Genomic DNA, 19,448 nt, shown 5'->3' with positions numbered 1-19,448 from the left:
AAAAGTAGCACATGGTTGATTGGGAACTGGCAAGCCGCAAGAACGACCACCTGGATATCGTTCTCGACCCGCAGCGCGCCTTAAACACGATTCGAACAGGCTTTGAACAGCTCCATTTCGAACATTGCGCCTTGCCAGAGCTGCACTTGGACGATATTGACCTCCGTACCACACTGCTTGGCAAGCCACTCTCCGCCCCGCTCCTCATCAGCTCCATGACAGGCGGGCCGGAGCGAGCCCAAGCCATTAACCGTCACCTCGCTGAGGCAGCAGAAAAACTGGGCTTGGCCCTGGCGGTGGGCTCGCAGCGTATCGCTTTAGAGGCTTCCGGTTCGGACAATGGGCTGACCGGACAGCTGCGTCAGCTGGCACCGTCCATACCTATCCTGGCCAACATCGGCGCAGCGCAGCTGGTAGCAGGGTTTGGCCTGAAAGAGGCGCGCCGGGCAGTGGACATGATCCAGGCCGATGCGCTCATTATTCATCTGAACCCCTTGCAGGAAGCCGTGCAGTCCGGCGGCGATCGAGACTGGCGCGGCGTATTGAATGCTATCGAAAACCTGGCCTCTGCACTGGAGGTACCGCTGGTCGTCAAGGAAGTTGGTGCAGGCCTGTCCGGTCATGTCTGTCGACAGCTTGTAGAAGCAGGCGTGGCAGTACTCGACATAGCCGGTGCCGGCGGTACGAGCTGGGCGGCCGTCGAAGCCGAACGCTCGCACAACGATAAGGATCGCCGCGTAGCTCAGGCCTTTATCAATTGGGGAATCCCCACAGCGCAAGCCATCGTTCAGGCCAGAGCGGCCTGCCCCGACACGCCGCTCATCGCCTCGGGTGGCATACGCACTGGGGTAGACGCCGCCAAGGCGATACGTCTGGGCGCTGATCTGGTCGGCCAAGCCGCTGCTGTGTTACCCAGCGCCACACACTCCAGCGAGGCCGTTATCGAGCATTTCGAAGTCTTGATTCAACAGCTGCGGGTGGCCTGTTTTTGTACGGGCTCTCCCGATCTGCAGCGTTTACAGCAAGCGGCCCTGCTGTCACATACCCGAGAAGGGAAATAGTGATGGCACACTTCGCAATACTTTGTCCGCCTTTTCCAAGTCATATTCGCGCCCTGGAGGCCATCGCCGATGTTCTGGCCGCACGTGGGCACCGGCTCACGCTGCTACACCAGGCCGATGTAGGCTCCCTGATCCGCAGTCCAGCCATTACGTTCAAACCTATCGGGGCCCTGTCTCATCCCTCCGGCACGCTGCCAGGGATTATTCGGCGGGCAGGTAACCCCGGTGGGCCGCTGGGCCTGATGCGAGTCATCCATGATATGGCCTGTAGCACCGAGCTGTTCTGCCGCGAAGCACCAGCCCTGCTTCGTCAGGAAGGGGTCGACGCCCTTATCACCGATCAAATGGAGGCAGCCGGTGGGCTCGTGGCGGAGGCTTTGAATCTTCCCTACATATCTGTCGCTTGCGCCCTGCCCGTAAACCGCGACCCGCTGGTACCCCTTCCGGTCATGCCATGGGGTTATGATGACTCTGCACGGGGTCAACAGCTGAACGAAGGAAGTGCGCAGGTATACGACCTTCTCATGTACGAGCATGCCCAGGTTATTCGACGTTATGCCCAGGCCTTCGGCCTGGCGCCGCGTTCCACCCTGGCAGAATGTTTGTCGCCCTATGCACAGATCAGCCAATGCGTACCGGGCTTTGACTTTCCACGCTCGGTACCGCTGCCCTACCTGCACGAGACAGGCCCGTTGCGCTCCCCTCGCCTGCACGAGCCGCCGCTTATCTTGCCCAACAAAGACGTTCCCCTCCGGGACGACCGCCCGTTCGTCTTTGCCTCGCTTGGTACATTGCAAGGAGGCCGCTTCCGCCTCTTCCAGCGTATCGCACGTGCTTGCCAGGCGCTGGATGTTCAACTGCTCATTGCGCATTGCGGTGGGCTGACGCTTGAGCAAAGCCTTCTGTTACGGCGAGCCGGAGCGCAATGGGTTACCGATTTCGTTCCGCAACGTGCCGTGTTGGCCCAGGCCGATGCCGTCATTACGCATGCGGGGCTCAATACGGTGCTGGACGCACTGGAAGCAGGTATCCCGATACTGGCACTTCCCATCGCCTTCGACCAGCCCGGCGTCGCAGCGCGCGTTGAGTATGCTGGCGTAGGCCTGCGCCTGAGTCACAAGCGGGCCACCTCCGCGCGGCTCACTACGGCACTGAAGCAGCTTCTTCATGACCCTCGCTTTCAGCATAACGCCCAGTCTTTTTCGCCACGTGTGGCTGCTGCAGGCGGGGCCGCCCGTGCAGCAGACATCATCGAGGCGGTTCTACGGCGGCCAGCCTTGGAGCGCCCGGCATGAATCAGTACGACCTGATCCTAGCCGGCGGCGGTCTTGCCAATGGGTTAATCGCCTGGCGTCTGCATGAAGTACGTCCTGACTTGCGAGTCTTGCTTGTGGAACAGGCACCCCGGCTTGGCGGCAACCATACCTGGTCCTTTCATGAACCGGACTTGACCCCGGCCGAGCATGCCTGGGTCGCCCCGCTGGTGGTGCACCGTTGGACTCATTACCAGGTATTGTTTCCCGAGCTCACACGTACGCTGCACAGCGGCTACGCCTCGATTACCTCCGAGCGGTTTCACGAGGCCCTGTCTGAGCGTCTGGGCGAAGCCATTCGCCTGAACACTCCTTTATCTGTGCTAACGCCCACTGAAGTCCGCCTGACCACAGGCGAAAGCCTCCAGGCCCACGCCGTTCTCGATGGTCGTGGCTATCGCCCTAGCCCGCATCTCTGGCTGGGCTTCCAGAAATTTCTCGGTCAGGAACTGCACTTAAGCCAACCCCATGGCCTGACCGGCCCAATCATCATGGATGCGACTGTTCCCCAGCAGGACGGTTATCGCTTCGTCTATGTGCTCCCCCTGGCCAACGATCGCGTGCTTATCGAAGACACTTACTACGCGGATGGTCAGGACGTTGATCCGGATCGGCTGCGGGAAAATATTGCCCGCTACGCCTCCAGTCGCGGCTGGCAGATCAAGGCCACTCTACGGGAAGAGCAAGGTGTCCTGCCCATTACGCTAGGCGGTGATATCGAAGCCTTTCTGGCAGAAGCGGGTGATGTTCCGGTAACCGGTCTAGCGGCCGGCCTGTTTCACCCTACTACCGGCTATTCGCTACCAGAGGCGGTGCGCTTGGCTGACAAGATTGCACAATTACCCCACCTCGATGCTGCCAGTCTTTCTACCCTGCTTCGTCAACACATCCTGCGCCGTTGGCGAACCCAAGGATATTTCCGCCTGCTCAACCGGATGCTCTTTCTTGCCGGTCCGGCGCAACACCGTTACCGCGTGATGCGCCGGTTCTATGGTTTATCCGAGCCCCTGATCCAGCGCTTCTATGCAAGCCACCTGAAGCCGTATGACAAATTGCGCATCGTGATGGGTAAACCACCGGTTCCGATACGCGAGGCCTTGCCGGCCGTTTTCGCCTCTTCCCCAGATCGATCCGGCGGACCTCTTAAGGACCTATAATGACTACTCCGCTCCACTCAAATACCAAACACGCCATTGTTATCGGTTCTGGTTTTGGAGGCCTAGCCTTGGCGATCCGCCTGCAGGCCTCTGGCATTCGCACCACTGTATTGGAAAAACGCGACAAGCCCGGTGGACGTGCGTATGTCTATAACGACCAAGGGTTCACGTTTGATGCCGGGCCCACTGTTATTACCGACCCGTCGGCCCTGGAAGAACTGTTCGCCCTGGCTGGACGAAAGGTTTCCGACTATGTAGAGCTGCTGCCCGTCACTCCCTTTTACCGGCTCTGCTGGGAAGACGGCACCCAGTTCGATTACGTGAACGACCAGGCTGCCCTAGACGCCCAGATCGAGGCGCTCAACCCGGCGGATGTGGAAGGTTACCGACGCTTCCTGGCCTATTCACAGGCAGTGTTTGAAGAGGGTTATTTAAAGCTGGGTAGCGTGCCCTTTTTGCACTTTCGTAACATGCTCAGTGCCGGCCCCAAGCTTCTAAAACTCAAGGCCTGGCGTAGCGTCTATGACCAGGTCGCCACGTTCATCGAGAACGAAAAACTGCGGCAGGCCTTGTCCTTCCATACACTGCTCGTAGGCGGCAACCCCTTCGCTACTTCATCCATCTACACCCTGATTCATGCCCTGGAGCGTAAATGGGGCGTCTGGTTCGCCCGTGGCGGCACTCATGCCCTGGTCCAGGGGATGGTCAGATTATTTGAAGACTTGGGCGGTACGCTCCAGCTGAATACGCCCGTGGAGCGAATCCTCGTAGATAACTGCCGCACAACCGGCGTGGTCACAGCCCAGGGAAACCATATTCCAGCCGACCTGGTCGCTTCCAATGCAGATGTGATACATACCTATCGCAACCTGCTTGGTCATCATGTGCATGGCACAATAGAGTCCAGCCGCCTGAAGCGTAAGCGTCACAGCATGTCGCTCTTTGTCGTCCATTTCGGCCTGCGCCAGCGCCCGGCCAACCTGCAGCACCATACCGTCTGCTTTGGCGCGCGCTACCGTGGCCTGATCGACGAACTTTTTGCCGGTCCCGGCCTGCCGGAAGACTTTTCCCTGTACCTGCATTCGCCCTGCGTGACCGATCCTTCGCTTGCCCCCGAAGGATGCAGTACCCACTACGTCCTTTCGCCGGTCCCTCACCTAGGCAATGCCCCGGTAGACTGGTCCGTGGAAGGCCCCAAGTACCGGGACCGCATTCTGGCCTACCTGGAAAAGTACTACATTCCCAACCTGCAACGCGATCTGGTCACCAGCCGGATCTTCACACCGGCAGACTTCCAGACTGAACTCAATGCCTACCATGGCTCCGCTTTCTCCCTTGAGCCGACCCTGACTCAAAGCGCCTGGTTCCGCCCACACAACCGTGATGCGGCCATTCCCAACCTCTATCTTGTAGGGGCTGGCACCCATCCCGGCGCTGGCGTACCCGGGGTCATCGGATCGGCCAAAGCAACGGCTACTGTCATTCTGCAGGACCTCAAGCACCCATGAGCACAGCCGTCATCGATCACGCCACCCAATCCATCAACGTCGGCTCGAAAAGTTTTGCTGCTGCCGCCAGGCTCTTTGACGAGCAAACGCGCCAGAGTGCCGTGATGCTCTACGCCTGGTGCCGGCATTGCGACGACGTGGTGGATGGCCAGGAACTCGGGCACGGACAAGTGCTTGGCGATCGCAGCGCCAGCAAAGCCCGCCTGGAAGAACTGGAACACGAAACCCGTCGCGCCTTCGCAGGCGAGCCCATGACCGAACCGGCCTTTGCCGCGTTTCAGCAGGTCATCCAGCGCCACAAAATCCCTGAGCAGTATCCACTGGACCATCTTGCTGGCTTTCGTATGGATGTCGAAGAGCGTGTCTATCATCATATCGACGATACGCTCGACTATTGCTATCACGTAGCCGGTGTGGTCGGCGTGATGATGGCCAGGATCATGGGAGCCGAAGACGAACGAACCCTGGATCGCGCCTGCGATCTGGGCATGGCCTTCCAGCTGACCAATATCGCCCGCGACATTGTCGAGGATGCGCGAATCGGCCGGGTCTACTTACCCAGGGCTTGGCTGGACGAAGCCGATATTCCCACCGTCGCGCTAGCTGACCCGCAGTATCGGCCTGCCCTGGCAACCCTGGCGCAGCGACTCATTGCCCTGGCCGAACCCTATTACACCTCAGCGGTAAGCGGCATCGCCGACCTCCCGCTGCGCTCCGCCTGGTCCATTGCAACCGCTCGCGCCGTTTATCGGGAAATCGGCGTGAAAGTGTATGCCCGCGGCAGCCACGCCTGGGACAGTCGCGTATCAACGTCGAGTTGGGACAAACTGCGTTTGGCAACAGGCGGCGCATTGCTTGCCATGCGGTCACGCGTAATGCGCCCGACCCCACGGCCCGATAACTTATGGAGGCGGCCACACTAGATAATCGACCGTACAGTAGCGTCTCGTTACAGATTTTAATGCTTGCGGATACGCTCAAAATTCGGCACAAACAAGGCGTAGTACGAAAACATTAAACCTAAACTTTTCAGTGGTATAGCAGGTCAGATATAAGCGACTACTTTAAGTCGCATCCTAGTAGTCAAGTCACGGGATATATTTATGCAAAAGACGGAATCGGCTGTTCCAAGAGACCTACAACACGCACCGACCTCGCTCTTCTCGATCATCCCGCTCGTGCCGAGCGCACAGACCTCGGCCCAGACGCGGCCCTACAAGCCGGAATTCTTCAACGAGAGCGAATGGACCCTGCTGAGTGCAGCCTGCAAGCGTCTTAGCGCTACGACCCCAGTAGATACGAACGACTCCCTGCAAGATCTGCTGGCGTTCATCGACCAGCATATGCTTTCGCCTTATGCTCATGGCGACCTAGGGTGCGTGCAGGATCCCTTTTTCGACACCAACACGCCCCATCAGGCCGCTACGCATCAGAGTTTGCGTGATCAAGTACGGACCGGTATCGCCGCGCTCGACCAGTACTGCCAACATACGTACCAGCACTCCTTTAGCGAGCTATCCGACGAGCAACAGCAACAAGTACTCGATAGCGCTGAAGCGGGGCACGTAGGCAAGCCTGCACAAGACTTTATCGGCTTGCTGCGTACTGAAATCGAACATAGCCGCTTCGCTCATCCGCTCTTCACGGCCTATGAGCCTTTGACCGCCTAAGGTCAGCCTCAATACGCGGGCGCGCTCGCTAGAGCGCCCCGCCTGGATACTCTTCTCTAAGTACTCATGCCACCGATGAGAACAGTAAGCTTCTGATCTTGTTCAGAAAGTGCGAGTGAACCTTATTGCGTCCGCTGGCCTTGGCGATATAAAGCGCTTCGTCCGCTGCCTTGATCATTCGTTGCGGCGTAACATGTTCGCGACGGGGCAAACAGGCATGCACACCTGCGCTGATCGTCACAATGCCAGCCTGGTTTCCTTTGTGCTCAATTGCCAAGCCCCGTACGGTTGTAAGAATCTTTTCGGCTACCGTGTACGCCCCTACCTCATCCGTACCGGGTAGCAAAATCAGGATTTCCTCTCCACCGTAACGAACAGCCAGATCGCCGGCCCGACGCACCGTATCCTTGACGGCCTCACTGACCGCCTTGATACATTCATCACCGGCCGGATGCCCATACAAATCGTTATAGCGCTTGAAATGATCGATATCGATCATGATGAGCGCCAGTGAAGAGGCATTACGGTAGGCTCGCCCGATTTCAGCTGGCAGCATCACCTCAAGCTGACGCCGGTTAGCCAGCCCCGTCAAACCATCATGTAAGGCCATCTTTTCCAATGCATCGTGGGCTTTCTGCAAGGCTTTCTCAGCATCCAATCCATGCTGGATCTGACGAATAAGCAGCAGGCCGAACAACCCCATGATGATCATTACTACCAACACGACCAAGGCGGAGCGATATACGCCTTGCTGCCAGGAAGCTAATACGACCTGTTTGGACAAGCCCGCCTCGATAACCAGAGGATAACGGTGAAGCTGCCGGTAGCCATATAACCGCTCTACCTGATCCACGATAGAGACCAGCATGGCGGTGCCAGAATCTGATTTGGGTAAGAATTCATTGAAGATACGTCCTTTCGCTTCGCTGGTGCCGATGACCGCCTCATCGAAAGGGCGACGGACCAGCACGGTACCGTCCTTCAGAGCCAACAGCAGGGCTCCGTCGCTCCCGATCCCCAGTTCGCGGTAAAACGTATTGAAATAATCGACCCTAATGGTAGCCAGTACAACCCCGGCGAAACGGCCGTCGGGATGGTTCATTCGCCGGGTCACGGGAATAACCAGATCGCCTGTCGTACGGCTTTTAACCACTGCGCCGATACGAACAGTGGCGTCAGGGTGATCCCGGTGATAGATGAAATACTCGCGATCCGAGTTATTGACATGGACCGGGACCGTATCATAGGACGTCGCCAGCCACGTACCTTGGGCGTCATAGACAAACAGGCCATGCAGCTGAACATGCGCCTCGACACGACTGCGCATCCAGCGCTCGAGCCGCTCCCGGTTCAGCGCCTCCAGCCCATCCCACTCCACGCGCTCGACGATACCGGCTATTACCGTATCGGCTTCAGCAATAGTGTCTTCGGCATGCTGGGCGATAGCGCGCGTCAGATTCGAGACATTGACTTCGCCTTCCTGCAGGCGTTGGGCACGCGCCGTCATGGTCTGCCAGATATCCAGACCTAGAATAGCCAAACACACCAGCACCACAAAAGACAGTGCCAAGTGCTGGGCTGGTAACCGTTTACGTGTCAACAGAGCAAGCAGATTAGTGCGCATCCCGCATCCTTCAGCGGTTCACCCCAATAAGACCGCTTCGCTCTATAGATCGTACGGAAAGAGAATTACTTGAATGAAAAAATCAATCTATTCAACAGACAGGACGCGTTAGATGACTAGACGCTGGAACGCGCTTTGTCTTTGTTACAAGCAGTCGCCCCGGTCTGGGTAGAGCGGGACTCGGAGCGTTGCCGCTTTAGCGGCCCCTGGTGAAGTTCGCGCAGTTGCTTCTTTAATGTAGATACAGAAGGCGCATACAGAAAACCAAAGGAAACACACCCTTCCTTGCCATCCACCGCATGGTGCATCCGGTGCGCCTGATAAAGTCGCTTGAGATAGCCCCGACGCGGGACATACTTGAAAGGCCAGCGCTGATGGACCAACCCATCGTGAGCGATAAAGTACAGCAGGCCATAAGCCGTCATACCTGCACCAACCCATTCCAGACGGCCATACCCCTCTGTGCCGAAGTAGATCAGCATAATCGCAATACCTGCGAACACCACGGCGTATAGGTCGTTTTTCTCGAACCATCCCGTACGTGGCTCATGGTGGGATTTATGCCAGCCCCATCCCCAGCCATGCATGATGTACTTGTGCGCGTACCAGGAGAACGCCTCCATAAAGGCGATCGTGGCCAGCACGATAAGCGTATTGATCAACATATCCGCTCGGGTCCTAGACTCATTACCCTACCTTAACGCCTATGGCAGGTCAGAGCACGATCTGAATCAAGAAACCGTGTCGGACGTTAGCGCCACCGGACTATTTCCTATCAGCACGCAATTGATCGGCATGTGCAGGCGCAGCGCATTTGGGCGCACCTCGAACCGGACCGTATCCCGGTGCATCGGCTCCCCATCAAGGTTCATGTCGAGCCCTTCAGGCGCAGACACCTCGACCCAGGGTAACCGCGCGCGTATAAACAACTCATCAGTGCCAAAACCACCCGACATCAGCGAGCCCAGGGTACCCATCAAGTCCTGTGGCGTTGGCAAAATGCTCAGGTCCAACAGGCCATCGTTCGCCAATGCCTGCGGGCACAGAACATGCCCACCCCCTGCCTGTCGCCCGTTGCCGATACCCATTGCCAGGAATTCTCCTTCCCATTCGAAATCCGGCCCCTTGAAATGGCCGAACGCCGCACGGACTTCGGCAAATCGGGTCAAGCCTGTCAATAAATAAGCCGCCCCCCCTAAAGCCCGCTTGAGTTCGGTAGAGGTATTGGCGGTAACTTGAGAGCCAAACCCGCCCGTGGCCATGTTGAGAAACAGTTGACCGTCCACTCCAATCATGTCGATCGGCTGGGCCGGTACGTCGAGCAGCCCCAATGCGCCGGCCGGATCCAACGGAATACCTGCCGCTCGGGCAAAATCATTTGCCGTTCCTAAAGGCATCAAAGCCAGCGAAGCATTCGACCCTGTGCGAGCAAGCGCCTCGGCAACCATTTTTAACGTACCGTCTCCGCCTCCGGCCACCAGGTGCGTATAACCGGCCTCAACAGCCTCGTTGACGAAACGCGCAGCATCGTCAGCCTCCCAGGTCACCCGCACATCAATGCCGATTCCTAGCGAACGCCGCGCCTCGACGGCAGCCCGAACGTCCTCATTGGCCGCCTGGTTACCATGCAAAATCAGCAGACTTCTTTCAGTAGGAGTGGACACGGTGACAGGAAGAGTCATAGACAAGGCATCCAGTAAAGACGAGACTCATTAGGACTCTGCGAAAAGACGCATGTTCAGTGGCTAATAGGGAATTTCAGCGGGTGTCAGCGGGTGCTCCGATACAAGAAAGAAATGTCCGTCAGAGATGATGCCAAGCGCCTAGAAAGACCGTATTCTGACGTTGGCAAAAGAGCAGCGAGACAACATGCCCTTTTGCCAGTCCATTACTCTCAGGCCATCAGCTCACTCAGTGGAATAAAGTTCACTTGATCCCCCTCAGCAATGGTCTTGCCTTCCCGTACCTCAACCAGTCCGTCTGCCCAGGCAGCCGTACGTAGAACATTCGATCCCTGATCACGGTGCGGCATTACCCTGCCATTCTCCAGACGGGCCCGCTGGTATTCTCGGCGATCACCAACACGTGTCCAATTGAAGCCAGCCGTGACTTGCAGGGTCAGCGGCTCGACACTCTGCACACCCATCCGGCGTAGCAGGTAGGCTCGCGCCAGCAGGCCAAACGTTACGAGCGTAGACGCCGGGTTACCTGGAAGCCCTATAACCGGCACACCGTTGAATCGACCGCAGGTCAGTGGCTTGCCTGGCTTGAGGGCTAGCTTCCACAACGTCAGCTCCCCCTCCTCACGCAAGGCCTGCCCCAGGAAATCCGCTTCCCCTACGGATACTCCTCCAGTCGATAGAATCAGATCTATATCGTCCAGGCGACCTAGCTGCTCACGCGTCCTGGCCAGATCGTCTGGCAGAATGCCTGCATCTATCACCTGACAACCCAGGCGCTTCAACCAGGAGGACAAAACAACCCGGTTGCTGTTGTAAATCTGTCCTGGCCCCAGCGGCAGCCCCGGTTCGACCAGCTCATCGCCCGTCGACAGGATCGCCACCCGGGCGCGTCGAAACACATCGAGCGTAGCGCAACCCAGCGAGGCCGCTACACCCAACTCAACCGGTCCCAGCCGTTTGCCTGCCTCCAGTACCATGTCGCCCTGACGGGTTTCGTTGCCTTTCAAGCGAACATTTTTACCCAGCTTGAGGGGTTCCAGAAAGCGTACCCGGCCGTCATCCAGGACCTCAGTGTTCTCCTGCATTTCTACCGTATCGGCACCATCCGGCATGGGGGCACCGGTGAAAATTCGCGCGCAGGTATTTGGTATCAGAGGCCGCGGTGACTGGCCAGCCAGGATACGCTGGCTGACCGGTAACGGCGCATCCTGCAAATCCGCTAAACGCAGCGCGTATCCATCCATGGCACTGTTCGACCAGGGTGGTAAGTCCAGCGTAGACACAACGGGCTTCGCTAGAACACGTCCTTCGGCTTCGGCCAGCGGAACGGACTCCATCTCCTTAATCGCATCAGCATCGGCCATGGCCAACAGCCGCGCCAGCGCCTCTTCAAGCGGAAGCAGGCTCATCCGCGTGGCCCACAGGGTTCGGCCTTTTTCAAGTGCGGCACGAAGTTACAAGGGCGATGACGGTTATCCAGCTGCTCGGCCAGAATGCTATCCCAGCCCGTGCGGCAGGCCCCAGTCGAACCCGGAAGGCAACACACCAACGTACCGTTGGCAAGGCCGGCCAAAGCGCGGGACTGTACGGTTGATGTGCCGATATCGGCTACCGAAATCTGGCGGAAGTATTCACCAAAGCCATCCACTTGTTTATCTAGCAGACAAGCCACAGCCTCTGGCGTACTGTCTCGCCCGGTAAAGCCTGTGCCGCCGGTAATCACGACGACCTGAACGGTATCGTCGGCGATCCAAGCTGCTACCTGGGCACGGATTTTATACAGATCATCCTTGAGCAATACGCGGGCGGCCAGGTAATGGCCCGCCTCGGTCAGGCGATCCACAAGTAACTGGCCAGACGTATCGGTTTCGAAGGTGCGGGTATCGCTGACCGTCAGCACGGCAATGTTAAGAGGGACGAAAACGGCATCGGCCTTAGCGCTCATGGTAATTATCCAAAACTGGCAGGTAAGCGTTTTTTATAACACAGGCTAGCTATTAGCGTGCAGCCGGGACACCCCGTCGCCCAGCTATTGGCAGGCGCGTTACACTAGCTTCCTTTTCATAAACTGGACTTACGATGTCTTCTCGCCTCGTCGACTGCTCCATCCTTATCCTGGCCGGCGGCCGTGGGCAACGCATGGGCGGACGGGATAAAGGCCTCGTAGAATGGCAAGGCCTACCGCTGGTAGAGCACATGCATCGCGTCATACGTCCTTTGACCGATGACCTGATTCTTTCTTGCAACCGCAACGCTGGCCAGTACGCCCCGTATGCCGACCGACTCGTCAGTGATGCCGAGCCTGATTTTCCCGGCCCGCTCGCTGGCATCCGGGCCGGTCTGGCCGTAGCGCAACACCGCTGGCTCATCGTATTGCCTTGCGACGCTCCTCGAATCGACGCAGCGCTTCTTCATCAACTGGCCAAATGCGCTCGTCAAACACCGGATCAACCAATCATGGTACGTCAGGGCAGCTTTTGGGAGCCGCTTTTCAGCGTGATACCGACGGCGCTGCGCAGCAAAGTGGAAAAGGCTTGGCAAGCAGGCGAGCGCAGTCCGCGGGGAGTTCTACTTCCTTTGAAAGCGCAGGCTCTTCACCTTGAAGAAACTGATAAGCGCCTGGCTAACATGAATGATGAGCGCAGCCTGACCGACAGCTCTCAGTAGGCTTTCAGTCATCAGGAACCCCCCTCACCGTCATCAGTCGAATGGAGCGAACGTGCGCTACCAAGGAGACTGCACATGAACACTCGGATCCTACCGGCCTGCCTGCTTGCCCTGGGCTTCACTATTCTGGCGGGATGCTCATCCCCGTCGGTTATTACACTCACCGATGGACGCCGTATCCAGGCAGTAGACACGCCTGAGTACGATGAAGAGTCCGGCTTCTATGAATTTGAGCAGCTTGACGGCAAACCAGCCAAGATTAATAAGGACCAGGTGCGCACCATCGAAGAAATGTAAGCCCCCTGTAGTGCCTGAAAATTTTTCGGCTAAAGCCTTGTCGATCAAAAGTTTTTAGGTAAAATGCGCGCCATCTTTCGGAGCGTAGCGCAGCTTGGTAGCGCGTCTCGTTCGGGACGAGAAGGTCGCTGGTTCGAATCCAGTCGCTCCGACCAATATCCCGTTCAGTCATCTTTAACTGAACTCACAAAGCCCGCCTCGTGCGGGCTTTGTTGTTTCAAGCCTATGATAAAGGCAAAGCTAATGGCCTCAGCTGTCCTGCCGTTCACCACGTCCGCACAGTGTACGTGCCTTTTTTCCGAACGATGCTGCAGACAGGCCGGGTATGGAATTAGCCAGTCGGATCTTAAGAAACTCCGTAACGTCAGCCGCCTGCTCACGGCCTCCCCCACCTGGAAAATTATTATCGTTGACGACCAACAGGGTTCGCTCATCCAGCGGAAGAACGCTTTCGATGGTTACATAAGGGAAAGTGAATGTTTTCGCGCCATCACCGTTCAGGTCGTAAGGATCATCGAGGCGCATCAGGTCGACCAGTTCTGTCTTTTTAACCGTCCCACCGTCCGCTATACCACGCGTATCGATCAGAAAGATACGTTTGAACGGAACGCCATTCGTAGCCGTGTCGCCATTACGCTCAATAACCAGGAAGCGATTATCGTCGATAGCCGTCATGTCGCCGATCGCATGGCCAGCCACCTGTAACTTATAAAAATAGGTAACGCCTGTGAAATGCTCCCGGTCGATATCGAACTCATTGATACGTAGCTGATTAGCTGGATCGCCTTCCACGGGCTTTTCCAATAGTGCGTAAAGCTTGTCGCCGCGCGGAGTAATTGCCATGCCCTCAAAACCGCCCGAACCACCCAGGTTAGAGGTAGCTTTCCCTGCCACAACGTCCTTGTGCTGAGGGGCATACACGCCCGGCAAGGAAATCTCGCTGCGTAAAACCGTACCGGAAGCGTCCGTCTTTATGAGATAAGGGCCAAACTCATCGCCAAACCATAGTGCGCAGTGCTTGTCCTGGCGCACCGATTCGACATCGAGATCAGCGCCCGTCAATAACCGGCCAAATTGAATCTGCGGGTCGACTGCTGGATTTGCATCCTTGTCGTAGTAGTGCGTGATATCAGCCTGCAGCGGAATCATCAGCTTCTGATTGATATCGTTCAAGGTAATACGCGACGGCTCGGTAAAGCGCGCCAAGGAGGTTCCTGTGACAGCATTGCTGGCCGTAACCGTTCCCGTACCGCCCCGTCGTGTCTTGAAGTCCGGATGTACGCTGTAAAGCCGGAGCAGTGTATCGGCTGAATTAGCCTGAGCACCGAAGCCGTTATCCGTCAGGAAAAGAAAGTTGTTGCCATCAGCGCCAGGCAGTACGGCCGAAAAGCCCTGAACTGGTTGAAGGTTTGTATAAGGCGGCAAGAAGGTGCCGTACGGATTGGCGCTCACGAACTGGCCAGATGTCGGCCCATCGGAAAAAGTCGCAGGCGGCATAGCAGCCCAGCCAACCAATGTATTGGTATTAGCAGCAAGTGCTTGTGTTGATAACGCCGTAGCAAGGGCAATCCACAACGGCTTTGGTATTTTCATTATTCTGTCTCCGTCCAGAAAAGGTATGTACTGGCCGTAAACAGTGACTCGATGCGACCAGAGCGAGACAGCACATTACGAAGAGAGTGTGTCAAACAGATGGCACAAGATTGCTTTATTAACGCCCGTGCCATCCTCAACTGTTTTGAGTAGTACGCAGCTGCGGTGACTATCGTTCTTCTGCTATTCAACAAAGACGTGAGCTTGGCCATGGGCCTCTTCGCTCTACGAACAACCTGTCTGACAATGGATGCCTTACTTCACCAGACGCAGCATAGGTCTCGAACGGCTGATGCTGTGCGATAGCTCCCATTTGCCTCGTCGCGACATGGCTGCCATGATGGCTACTCTGTCCGGCCCTCGGCTACTAGCATCCGTACTTACAAAAACGGCATAAATGAAATGCTCATTTGCACACCCGTTTTCAAATGCCCAAGGCCGTGTCCGTAAATCGGTATGCGTTTTGAGACGACCTAGGATCATTTTGCCAGCAGGTTCATGCTGTAACGCTTCTTGACTTACAAACTCTTTCATCCCTACCTGCTTAGATCCACCTGTTTGGACCACGAGTCCTTTCATGAGCATTCTCTCGATTTGATCGAGCAGCGCGTCGTAGACCTCGCGTTTTTTAACTTGTTCGCTAAGTAATTGCCAAATCAGGAAATTGCCGCCATTGGTAGGACGAGCTACAACCGTCAGACTTCCATCTTTGTGAAAAAAAGTGTTCATGAAATAGTACTCCGCCCATGAGGAACAGAGACCCAGTAGGGATTTCATAAGAAGTGACCATGTCGTAAGGCAGCTTCCCCACATATCGGCTAGCGTGACGAAACCTGTATGGCGGCTTATAGCGCGCATGGCTCTAGCATGCAGGCCCAAGCAAGCCTGTACTGGTAGCTGATGCCTACCTGCTTGTACCTGTACGGTTCTTCTCGTGCAGTAAGAAATATGCCGCTACCGCTTGTCGCTATCCATCCTTCGATGGATACCCGCCTCCACTGATCTAGTGAACGCTTGCCAGGCTGTCCTATGACTAGAACAGCGTTCATGAAGAAAGCTTGAACAGATGGCAATCGGAGAGCCATCCATGAGTAGTCAAACGGTATTTCGACGTTACCTCTCCAGAGCGTTCATTACTTCTGACAAACAGGGAAAGCACTCATGTCTACTTTGAAGCCCCTTGCTGCACTGATTCTGTTAACCCTTGCCAGCCAGGCATTTGCAGCCAATCAAAGCGCGAACCAGACGCAGACCGGTAACAACAACCAGGCCACACTGGAGCAGAGTGGCGGTGATATGAATGCCGCCACGCAGACACAGAACGGTGACGACAACCTATCGGCGATCGTGCAGATCGGCAGTAGCAATACCGTAACGACGGATCAGCAGTCCAGTGGCAACAGCGTTAGCCTTCAGCAGGAAGGGACAGGTAATACCACGTCTGTTTATCAGCAAGGCGATGTTATGGGCCATACCGCCCAGGTTACTCAATTAGGTGACACCAATACCATCACGCTGGATCAAAGTACCAATGCCTCTGCCGCCACGCTGTATCAGGAAGGTAGTAATAACGTCTATACCATCGAGCAAGTCGGCTATGGTGGGAATGAATTGTTAGCCTCCAGTGTTGGTACGGGAAATACGCTTGATGTACGCCAAGACTCGGGTGGATATGCCGAACTGACCCAGACGGGCGATAACAATGCTATTACGCTGCAGCAAGACGTTTCCTTCGCCAGTGGCCGTACGTTTGTTAACCAGACGGGTACCGGCAATACAGCTGATGTCTCGCAGAGCGCCAACCGCTATTTTGCCCGCTCAATCACGCTGGATCAGAACGGTGAAAACAATCGTGCCACGGTTAGCCAGAACTCAGGCTTTAGCGAATTTGCTTTTACACAGCAGGGTAGCGGAAACGAGCTGACAGCAATGCAATCCACGATCGAAGGTACCTTGATCGGCAGCTCGATCGGTAATGACAACATCGTGAATGTTTCTCAAGAAGGATATAACGTTCATGGTGAGGTGTATCAGAACGGTGATGGCAATCTGGCGAACTTGACCCAGCTAGGAGGCGAGTTAGGCGTAGGAGGCCCCTACTCTGCCTATATCAGCCAGACCGGAACCGCGAATGAGGCTACGCTGACGCTAGATCGCTCTTCCGGCACCATTATCCAGGACGGCACGGGCAACATCGCCACGGTAGTACAACAATAAACAAACGACAGGGCATTGAATCCTTCGAAGGGCTCTCCCCATGAGCCCTTCGAAGCAGTTAGAACCCATGTAGCGAAACGTATTCCCAATGGTGCGGATGGCGCTAGCCGGCTCGCCAGCGCATGTCATCACGCTCAAAAATAAGGGACGGGACAAAAGGCGAAAGCAAAACGACGAGCAACCGCCCCATCAGTGAATGAATTTAAAAGAACCTTCTCTAAGCCAGCATCGTTCGTTTATTTGAAGTGCTGCCGCATGAAGTCGTTATCCAATTTTCTCGCGCTTTCCAAAGGATATTGCCACATAGAAACCACTTTTCATGAGGATGGTAGCCTGACCCTTTATGCGACATCCCTCGATGGACGGAGTCATCCGCGGGTCTGGCGACTCACATCTGGCCAACTTGCCAATCACATGCTCTTTGAAACCGTTTTGACGGACATCGAACGACAATTAAAAGCTGCGTTTTCTATTTCTGCACAGGCAGCAGCCAATACGCTAAACCTGCCGGTAAAGCCAAGCCCAGCTTACAAGTGAAGCGCTGTCAGCCAGACGCATACATCACCGCTTGAACCCCGCCGCTCCAGAAATAATGCCTTTAACTATTATTCAACAGCGCTGTGCTCTGATTCTGCTAATAATAGTGGCTGTAATCAGGAGCGCTCCCACATTAAGCTCGTTAAACGCCTCTGGCAGGCGTAAAAGGCCTCGCTGTTTTAACAATTATCCTTATGTTTTCGCGGCACAAAACATCACGCCAGGTTCTCCTCGCGGACGCGCTACCTGCCTGTTGAGCTGGCTTGGTATTGTCCTGTTCGGTACGGCTGCCAAGTAGGCTTACGCAGTGCCCCTTGTCTGGAAAGCTACCATTCCACTCCTGTAATGGCGGAGCGCATTAGTCCTCCTAGCGATTATGGTCAGGTAATGCCCGGCGGTTTCGCCTTAATGAATCATGATCGTCGCGACAAAGGTCTCGCCCTTACTCGCCAAAAATTGCTAAAGCTTTTGAGATGACTACCGATACGCTCAATGCCAGGCGGGCTAAGGATATCTACTGCCTGGCTGAGCATGCTGCCCCAAGGACGGGGCCCTTCTTACTGCCAGCAAGCGGCTTTCCAGCCACCTCAATCAGCCCCGCAAGGGTCCTGTATATTTCTGATGATCAACAAGAAACTCAGCACTAGCCTTGAAAGAGGGCTCTGTAACTGGCTCAGGCAAACCACTTAATACCTGCAAGCGTATACCTAGCGCACGCGTTTTATCATCCTGTGAAAGCGCACAAGCCACGATCATGTTATGAATCGATTCTTTACTTTGAAGCGTAAAATTACCTAACCCTTCGTCGCGCAGGTGACGACGGACGGTCAGCATGCATTCAACTAGTGCTCTGCTTACTTCCATTTACGCACTCCTTGCGAAATAGCTCCCAAGGAAAAGCAATCCACATACCATATTTATCACGGCTTTTAGAGCGGCTTTTCTAGCTTGTAAATGTTTCAGCTTTTCATTTCCGTTACATAGTGGTGCAACGGATTCCCATAACAGGGCACGACTGCCAAGCTTATCTGTATCGGTAGGCAAGACAACCATTCATCATTTTTCTTCAAGCCTTCTCGGATATCATCGATAAGGTCTATGGCAAGCAGTTCACCCCTACTTACTGCTTGCTTCTTTCTCTCAGCCCTGATTCGTCAGGGCTTTTTTATAGGCGCTTGCCAGCAGGGCTAGCATCTCCTGATCTGGGAAAACGATTTGTTTTAACTATCTAACCAATAACATGAAGGCCATCACAAAAAATAATATCATTTAGACATCATTTATTTCTTGGCTGACACGTTACAGTTTTGTTATCAATAGCTTTCCTTATGTTGTGCTCAACAGATTCAGGCTGTTTGAGCCTTCGTCCTACTTACTGGCAGTTTGAATATTTATGAACCGACTTATAGCCCTACTGACAGTAGTAGGGCTCATCATGCTGATGCTGCCTTGGCAGTACGTTAGTAACGAATTTTATTTCTGGTTTAAGGATCTGTGGCTTACCTTGTGCCTGACCGTGGCCAGTGCAGCTTTCTGGCTTTGGCAAGGCAGTGAGCCAACCTAACGTCTATACGTAGAGGCCAGGGAATCGGCCCCTCCTGTTTAAACTCTGTATAGCTTCGTCAGGCTGAACCTTTTTAGATACTTGGCGCTAAGCAAAGCCATACCGTAAGGCTGTATTGATATTCGTTTACGTTTCAATTCTTATTGCTGTAATGACATACCTTGCTCATGTATGTACCTAGTTAGCTAATCTTGTTCGCTGATCGAACAATAGCTAGCTTATGGAATTGACGCTGTTTTTAAGGACAAAGACTATTGATCAAGCACTCACGCCGCTTACGGCAGGCTGCTTGCGTCCAGCTGTTATCCTGCCGCTCAAGCCAGTTATAACAAAACGAATATTCGGTAGATGCCCTATGTCTGTAATCCAATTCCAATATCGCCCGCACGCCTTTGTCCTTGCCTCTATCTTCAGTCCCTCTGTCTTTAAGTCCATTTGTCTCTGACTCACAGCCTAGCTCCTGTACGGTGACTGTTTACTTTCCCTCTTTATCACCCTAGTGGCTTTGTTAGTCGTTAGGGCTTGAGGCGAACATCCGGTTCAGTCAATACGTTAAGA

19 protein-coding genes and 1 tRNA gene are annotated in these 19,448 nt (G+C 55.2%); 12 read left to right on the top strand and 8 right to left on the bottom strand.

Features of this window, described 5'->3' with window-relative positions; genetic code table 11:
* Positions 1–11: 11 nt before the first annotated feature.
* The 6 genes from fni to IQ22_RS13910 all read left to right on the top strand — a co-directional run bounded on the left by fni (position 12) and on the right by IQ22_RS13910 (position 6,709).
* On the top strand, positions 12–1,061 hold the full coding sequence (gene fni, locus IQ22_RS13935) for a type 2 isopentenyl-diphosphate Delta-isomerase (protein ID WP_145143002.1): 1,050 nt from the start codon (positions 12–14) through the stop codon (positions 1,059–1,061).
* A 2-nt stretch (positions 1,062–1,063) separates the two neighbouring features.
* Complete coding sequence (locus tag IQ22_RS13930) at positions 1,064–2,356, top strand: glycosyltransferase (protein WP_145143001.1); 1,293 nt, start codon at positions 1,064–1,066, stop codon at positions 2,354–2,356.
* The gene (crtY, locus tag IQ22_RS13925) at positions 2,353–3,531 is read left to right on the top strand and encodes a lycopene beta-cyclase CrtY (protein WP_145142999.1); all 1,179 of its coding nucleotides are present in this window, start codon (positions 2,353–2,355) and stop codon (positions 3,529–3,531) included. The genes IQ22_RS13930 and crtY overlap by 4 nt, the downstream gene beginning before the upstream one ends.
* Positions 3,531–5,039, top strand: coding sequence for a phytoene desaturase (locus IQ22_RS13920; protein ID WP_145142996.1), 1,509 nt, complete (start codon positions 3,531–3,533; stop codon positions 5,037–5,039). Before crtY ends, IQ22_RS13920 begins: the two co-directional genes overlap by 1 nt.
* On the top strand, positions 5,036–5,962 hold the full coding sequence (locus IQ22_RS13915; RefSeq protein WP_145142994.1) for a phytoene/squalene synthase family protein: 927 nt from the start codon (positions 5,036–5,038) through the stop codon (positions 5,960–5,962). Before IQ22_RS13920 ends, IQ22_RS13915 begins: the two co-directional genes overlap by 4 nt.
* 180 nt (positions 5,963–6,142) lie before the next feature.
* Complete coding sequence (locus tag IQ22_RS13910) at positions 6,143–6,709, top strand: gluconate 2-dehydrogenase subunit 3 family protein (RefSeq protein ID WP_145142992.1); 567 nt, start codon at positions 6,143–6,145, stop codon at positions 6,707–6,709.
* A 64-nt stretch (positions 6,710–6,773) separates the two neighbouring features.
* On the opposite strand, the gene IQ22_RS13905 is transcribed toward IQ22_RS13910, so the two are convergent.
* The 5 genes from IQ22_RS13905 to moaB all read right to left on the bottom strand — a co-directional run bounded on the left by IQ22_RS13905 (position 6,774) and on the right by moaB (position 11,960).
* On the bottom strand, positions 6,774–8,333 hold the full coding sequence (locus IQ22_RS13905) for a sensor domain-containing diguanylate cyclase (RefSeq protein ID WP_145142990.1): 1,560 nt from the start codon (positions 8,331–8,333) through the stop codon (positions 6,774–6,776).
* Positions 8,334–8,449: 116 nt separating this feature from the next.
* Entirely contained in the window at positions 8,450–8,998 is a 549-nt protein-coding gene (locus tag IQ22_RS13900; protein WP_145142988.1) for a sterol desaturase family protein, read from the bottom strand.
* 66 nt (positions 8,999–9,064) lie between these two features.
* Positions 9,065–10,015, bottom strand: coding sequence for a lipid kinase YegS (gene yegS / locus IQ22_RS13895; protein WP_145142986.1), 951 nt, complete (start codon positions 10,013–10,015; stop codon positions 9,065–9,067).
* A 212-nt stretch (positions 10,016–10,227) separates the two neighbouring features.
* Positions 10,228–11,424 carry a molybdopterin molybdotransferase MoeA gene (locus IQ22_RS13890; protein WP_145142984.1) on the bottom strand — a complete coding sequence of 399 codons (1,197 nt, stop codon included), beginning with the start codon at positions 11,422–11,424 and terminating at the stop codon, positions 10,228–10,230.
* Positions 11,421–11,960, bottom strand: coding sequence for a molybdenum cofactor biosynthesis protein B (moaB, locus tag IQ22_RS13885; protein WP_145142982.1), 540 nt, complete (start codon positions 11,958–11,960; stop codon positions 11,421–11,423). Before moaB ends, IQ22_RS13890 begins: the two co-directional genes overlap by 4 nt.
* A gap of 134 nt (positions 11,961–12,094) precedes the next feature.
* Here moaB and mobA point away from each other — a divergent pair, with 134 nt between their 5' ends.
* The 3 genes from mobA to IQ22_RS13870 all read left to right on the top strand — a co-directional run bounded on the left by mobA (position 12,095) and on the right by IQ22_RS13870 (position 13,134).
* Positions 12,095–12,682, top strand: a complete 588-nt coding sequence (gene mobA / locus IQ22_RS13880) for a molybdenum cofactor guanylyltransferase MobA (RefSeq protein WP_145142980.1) — start codon at positions 12,095–12,097, stop codon at positions 12,680–12,682.
* A 75-nt stretch (positions 12,683–12,757) separates the two neighbouring features.
* Entirely contained in the window at positions 12,758–12,979 is a 222-nt protein-coding gene (locus IQ22_RS13875) for a YgdI/YgdR family lipoprotein (RefSeq protein ID WP_145142978.1), read from the top strand.
* A gap of 78 nt (positions 12,980–13,057) precedes the next feature.
* A tRNA-Pro gene (locus tag IQ22_RS13870) sits at positions 13,058–13,134 on the top strand.
* 94 nt (positions 13,135–13,228) lie between these two features.
* On the opposite strand, the gene IQ22_RS13865 is transcribed toward IQ22_RS13870, so the two are convergent.
* Both IQ22_RS13865 and IQ22_RS13860 read right to left on the bottom strand, forming a co-directional pair.
* A complete protein-coding gene (locus tag IQ22_RS13865) occupies positions 13,229–14,572 on the bottom strand; it encodes an esterase-like activity of phytase family protein (RefSeq protein ID WP_145142976.1) in 1,344 nt (447 codons plus the stop codon).
* A gap of 255 nt (positions 14,573–14,827) precedes the next feature.
* Positions 14,828–15,301, bottom strand: coding sequence for a hypothetical protein (locus tag IQ22_RS13860; RefSeq protein WP_145142974.1), 474 nt, complete (start codon positions 15,299–15,301; stop codon positions 14,828–14,830).
* A 432-nt stretch (positions 15,302–15,733) separates the two neighbouring features.
* Here IQ22_RS13860 and IQ22_RS13855 point away from each other — a divergent pair, with 432 nt between their 5' ends.
* Complete coding sequence (locus IQ22_RS13855; RefSeq protein WP_145142972.1) at positions 15,734–16,789, top strand: hypothetical protein; 1,056 nt, start codon at positions 15,734–15,736, stop codon at positions 16,787–16,789.
* A gap of 192 nt (positions 16,790–16,981) precedes the next feature.
* Entirely contained in the window at positions 16,982–17,326 is a 345-nt protein-coding gene (locus IQ22_RS13850) for a hypothetical protein (RefSeq protein ID WP_145142969.1), read from the top strand.
* A 591-nt stretch (positions 17,327–17,917) separates the two neighbouring features.
* Here the strand turns inward: IQ22_RS13850 and IQ22_RS13845 are convergent.
* Positions 17,918–18,190 carry a hypothetical protein gene (locus IQ22_RS13845; RefSeq protein ID WP_145142967.1) on the bottom strand — a complete coding sequence of 91 codons (273 nt, stop codon included), beginning with the start codon at positions 18,188–18,190 and terminating at the stop codon, positions 17,918–17,920.
* A 529-nt stretch (positions 18,191–18,719) separates the two neighbouring features.
* On the opposite strand from IQ22_RS13845, the gene IQ22_RS23190 reads away from it, so the two are divergent.
* On the top strand, positions 18,720–18,890 hold the full coding sequence (locus IQ22_RS23190; protein WP_158635435.1) for a hypothetical protein: 171 nt from the start codon (positions 18,720–18,722) through the stop codon (positions 18,888–18,890).
* Positions 18,891–19,448: the final 558 nt, after the last annotated feature.

It is taken from the genome of Pseudomonas duriflava (assembly GCF_007830155.1).
Classification (GTDB): Bacteria; Pseudomonadota; Gammaproteobacteria; order Pseudomonadales; family Pseudomonadaceae; genus Chryseomonas; species Chryseomonas duriflava.
This window is presented reverse-complemented; position numbering and strand designations above follow the sequence as displayed.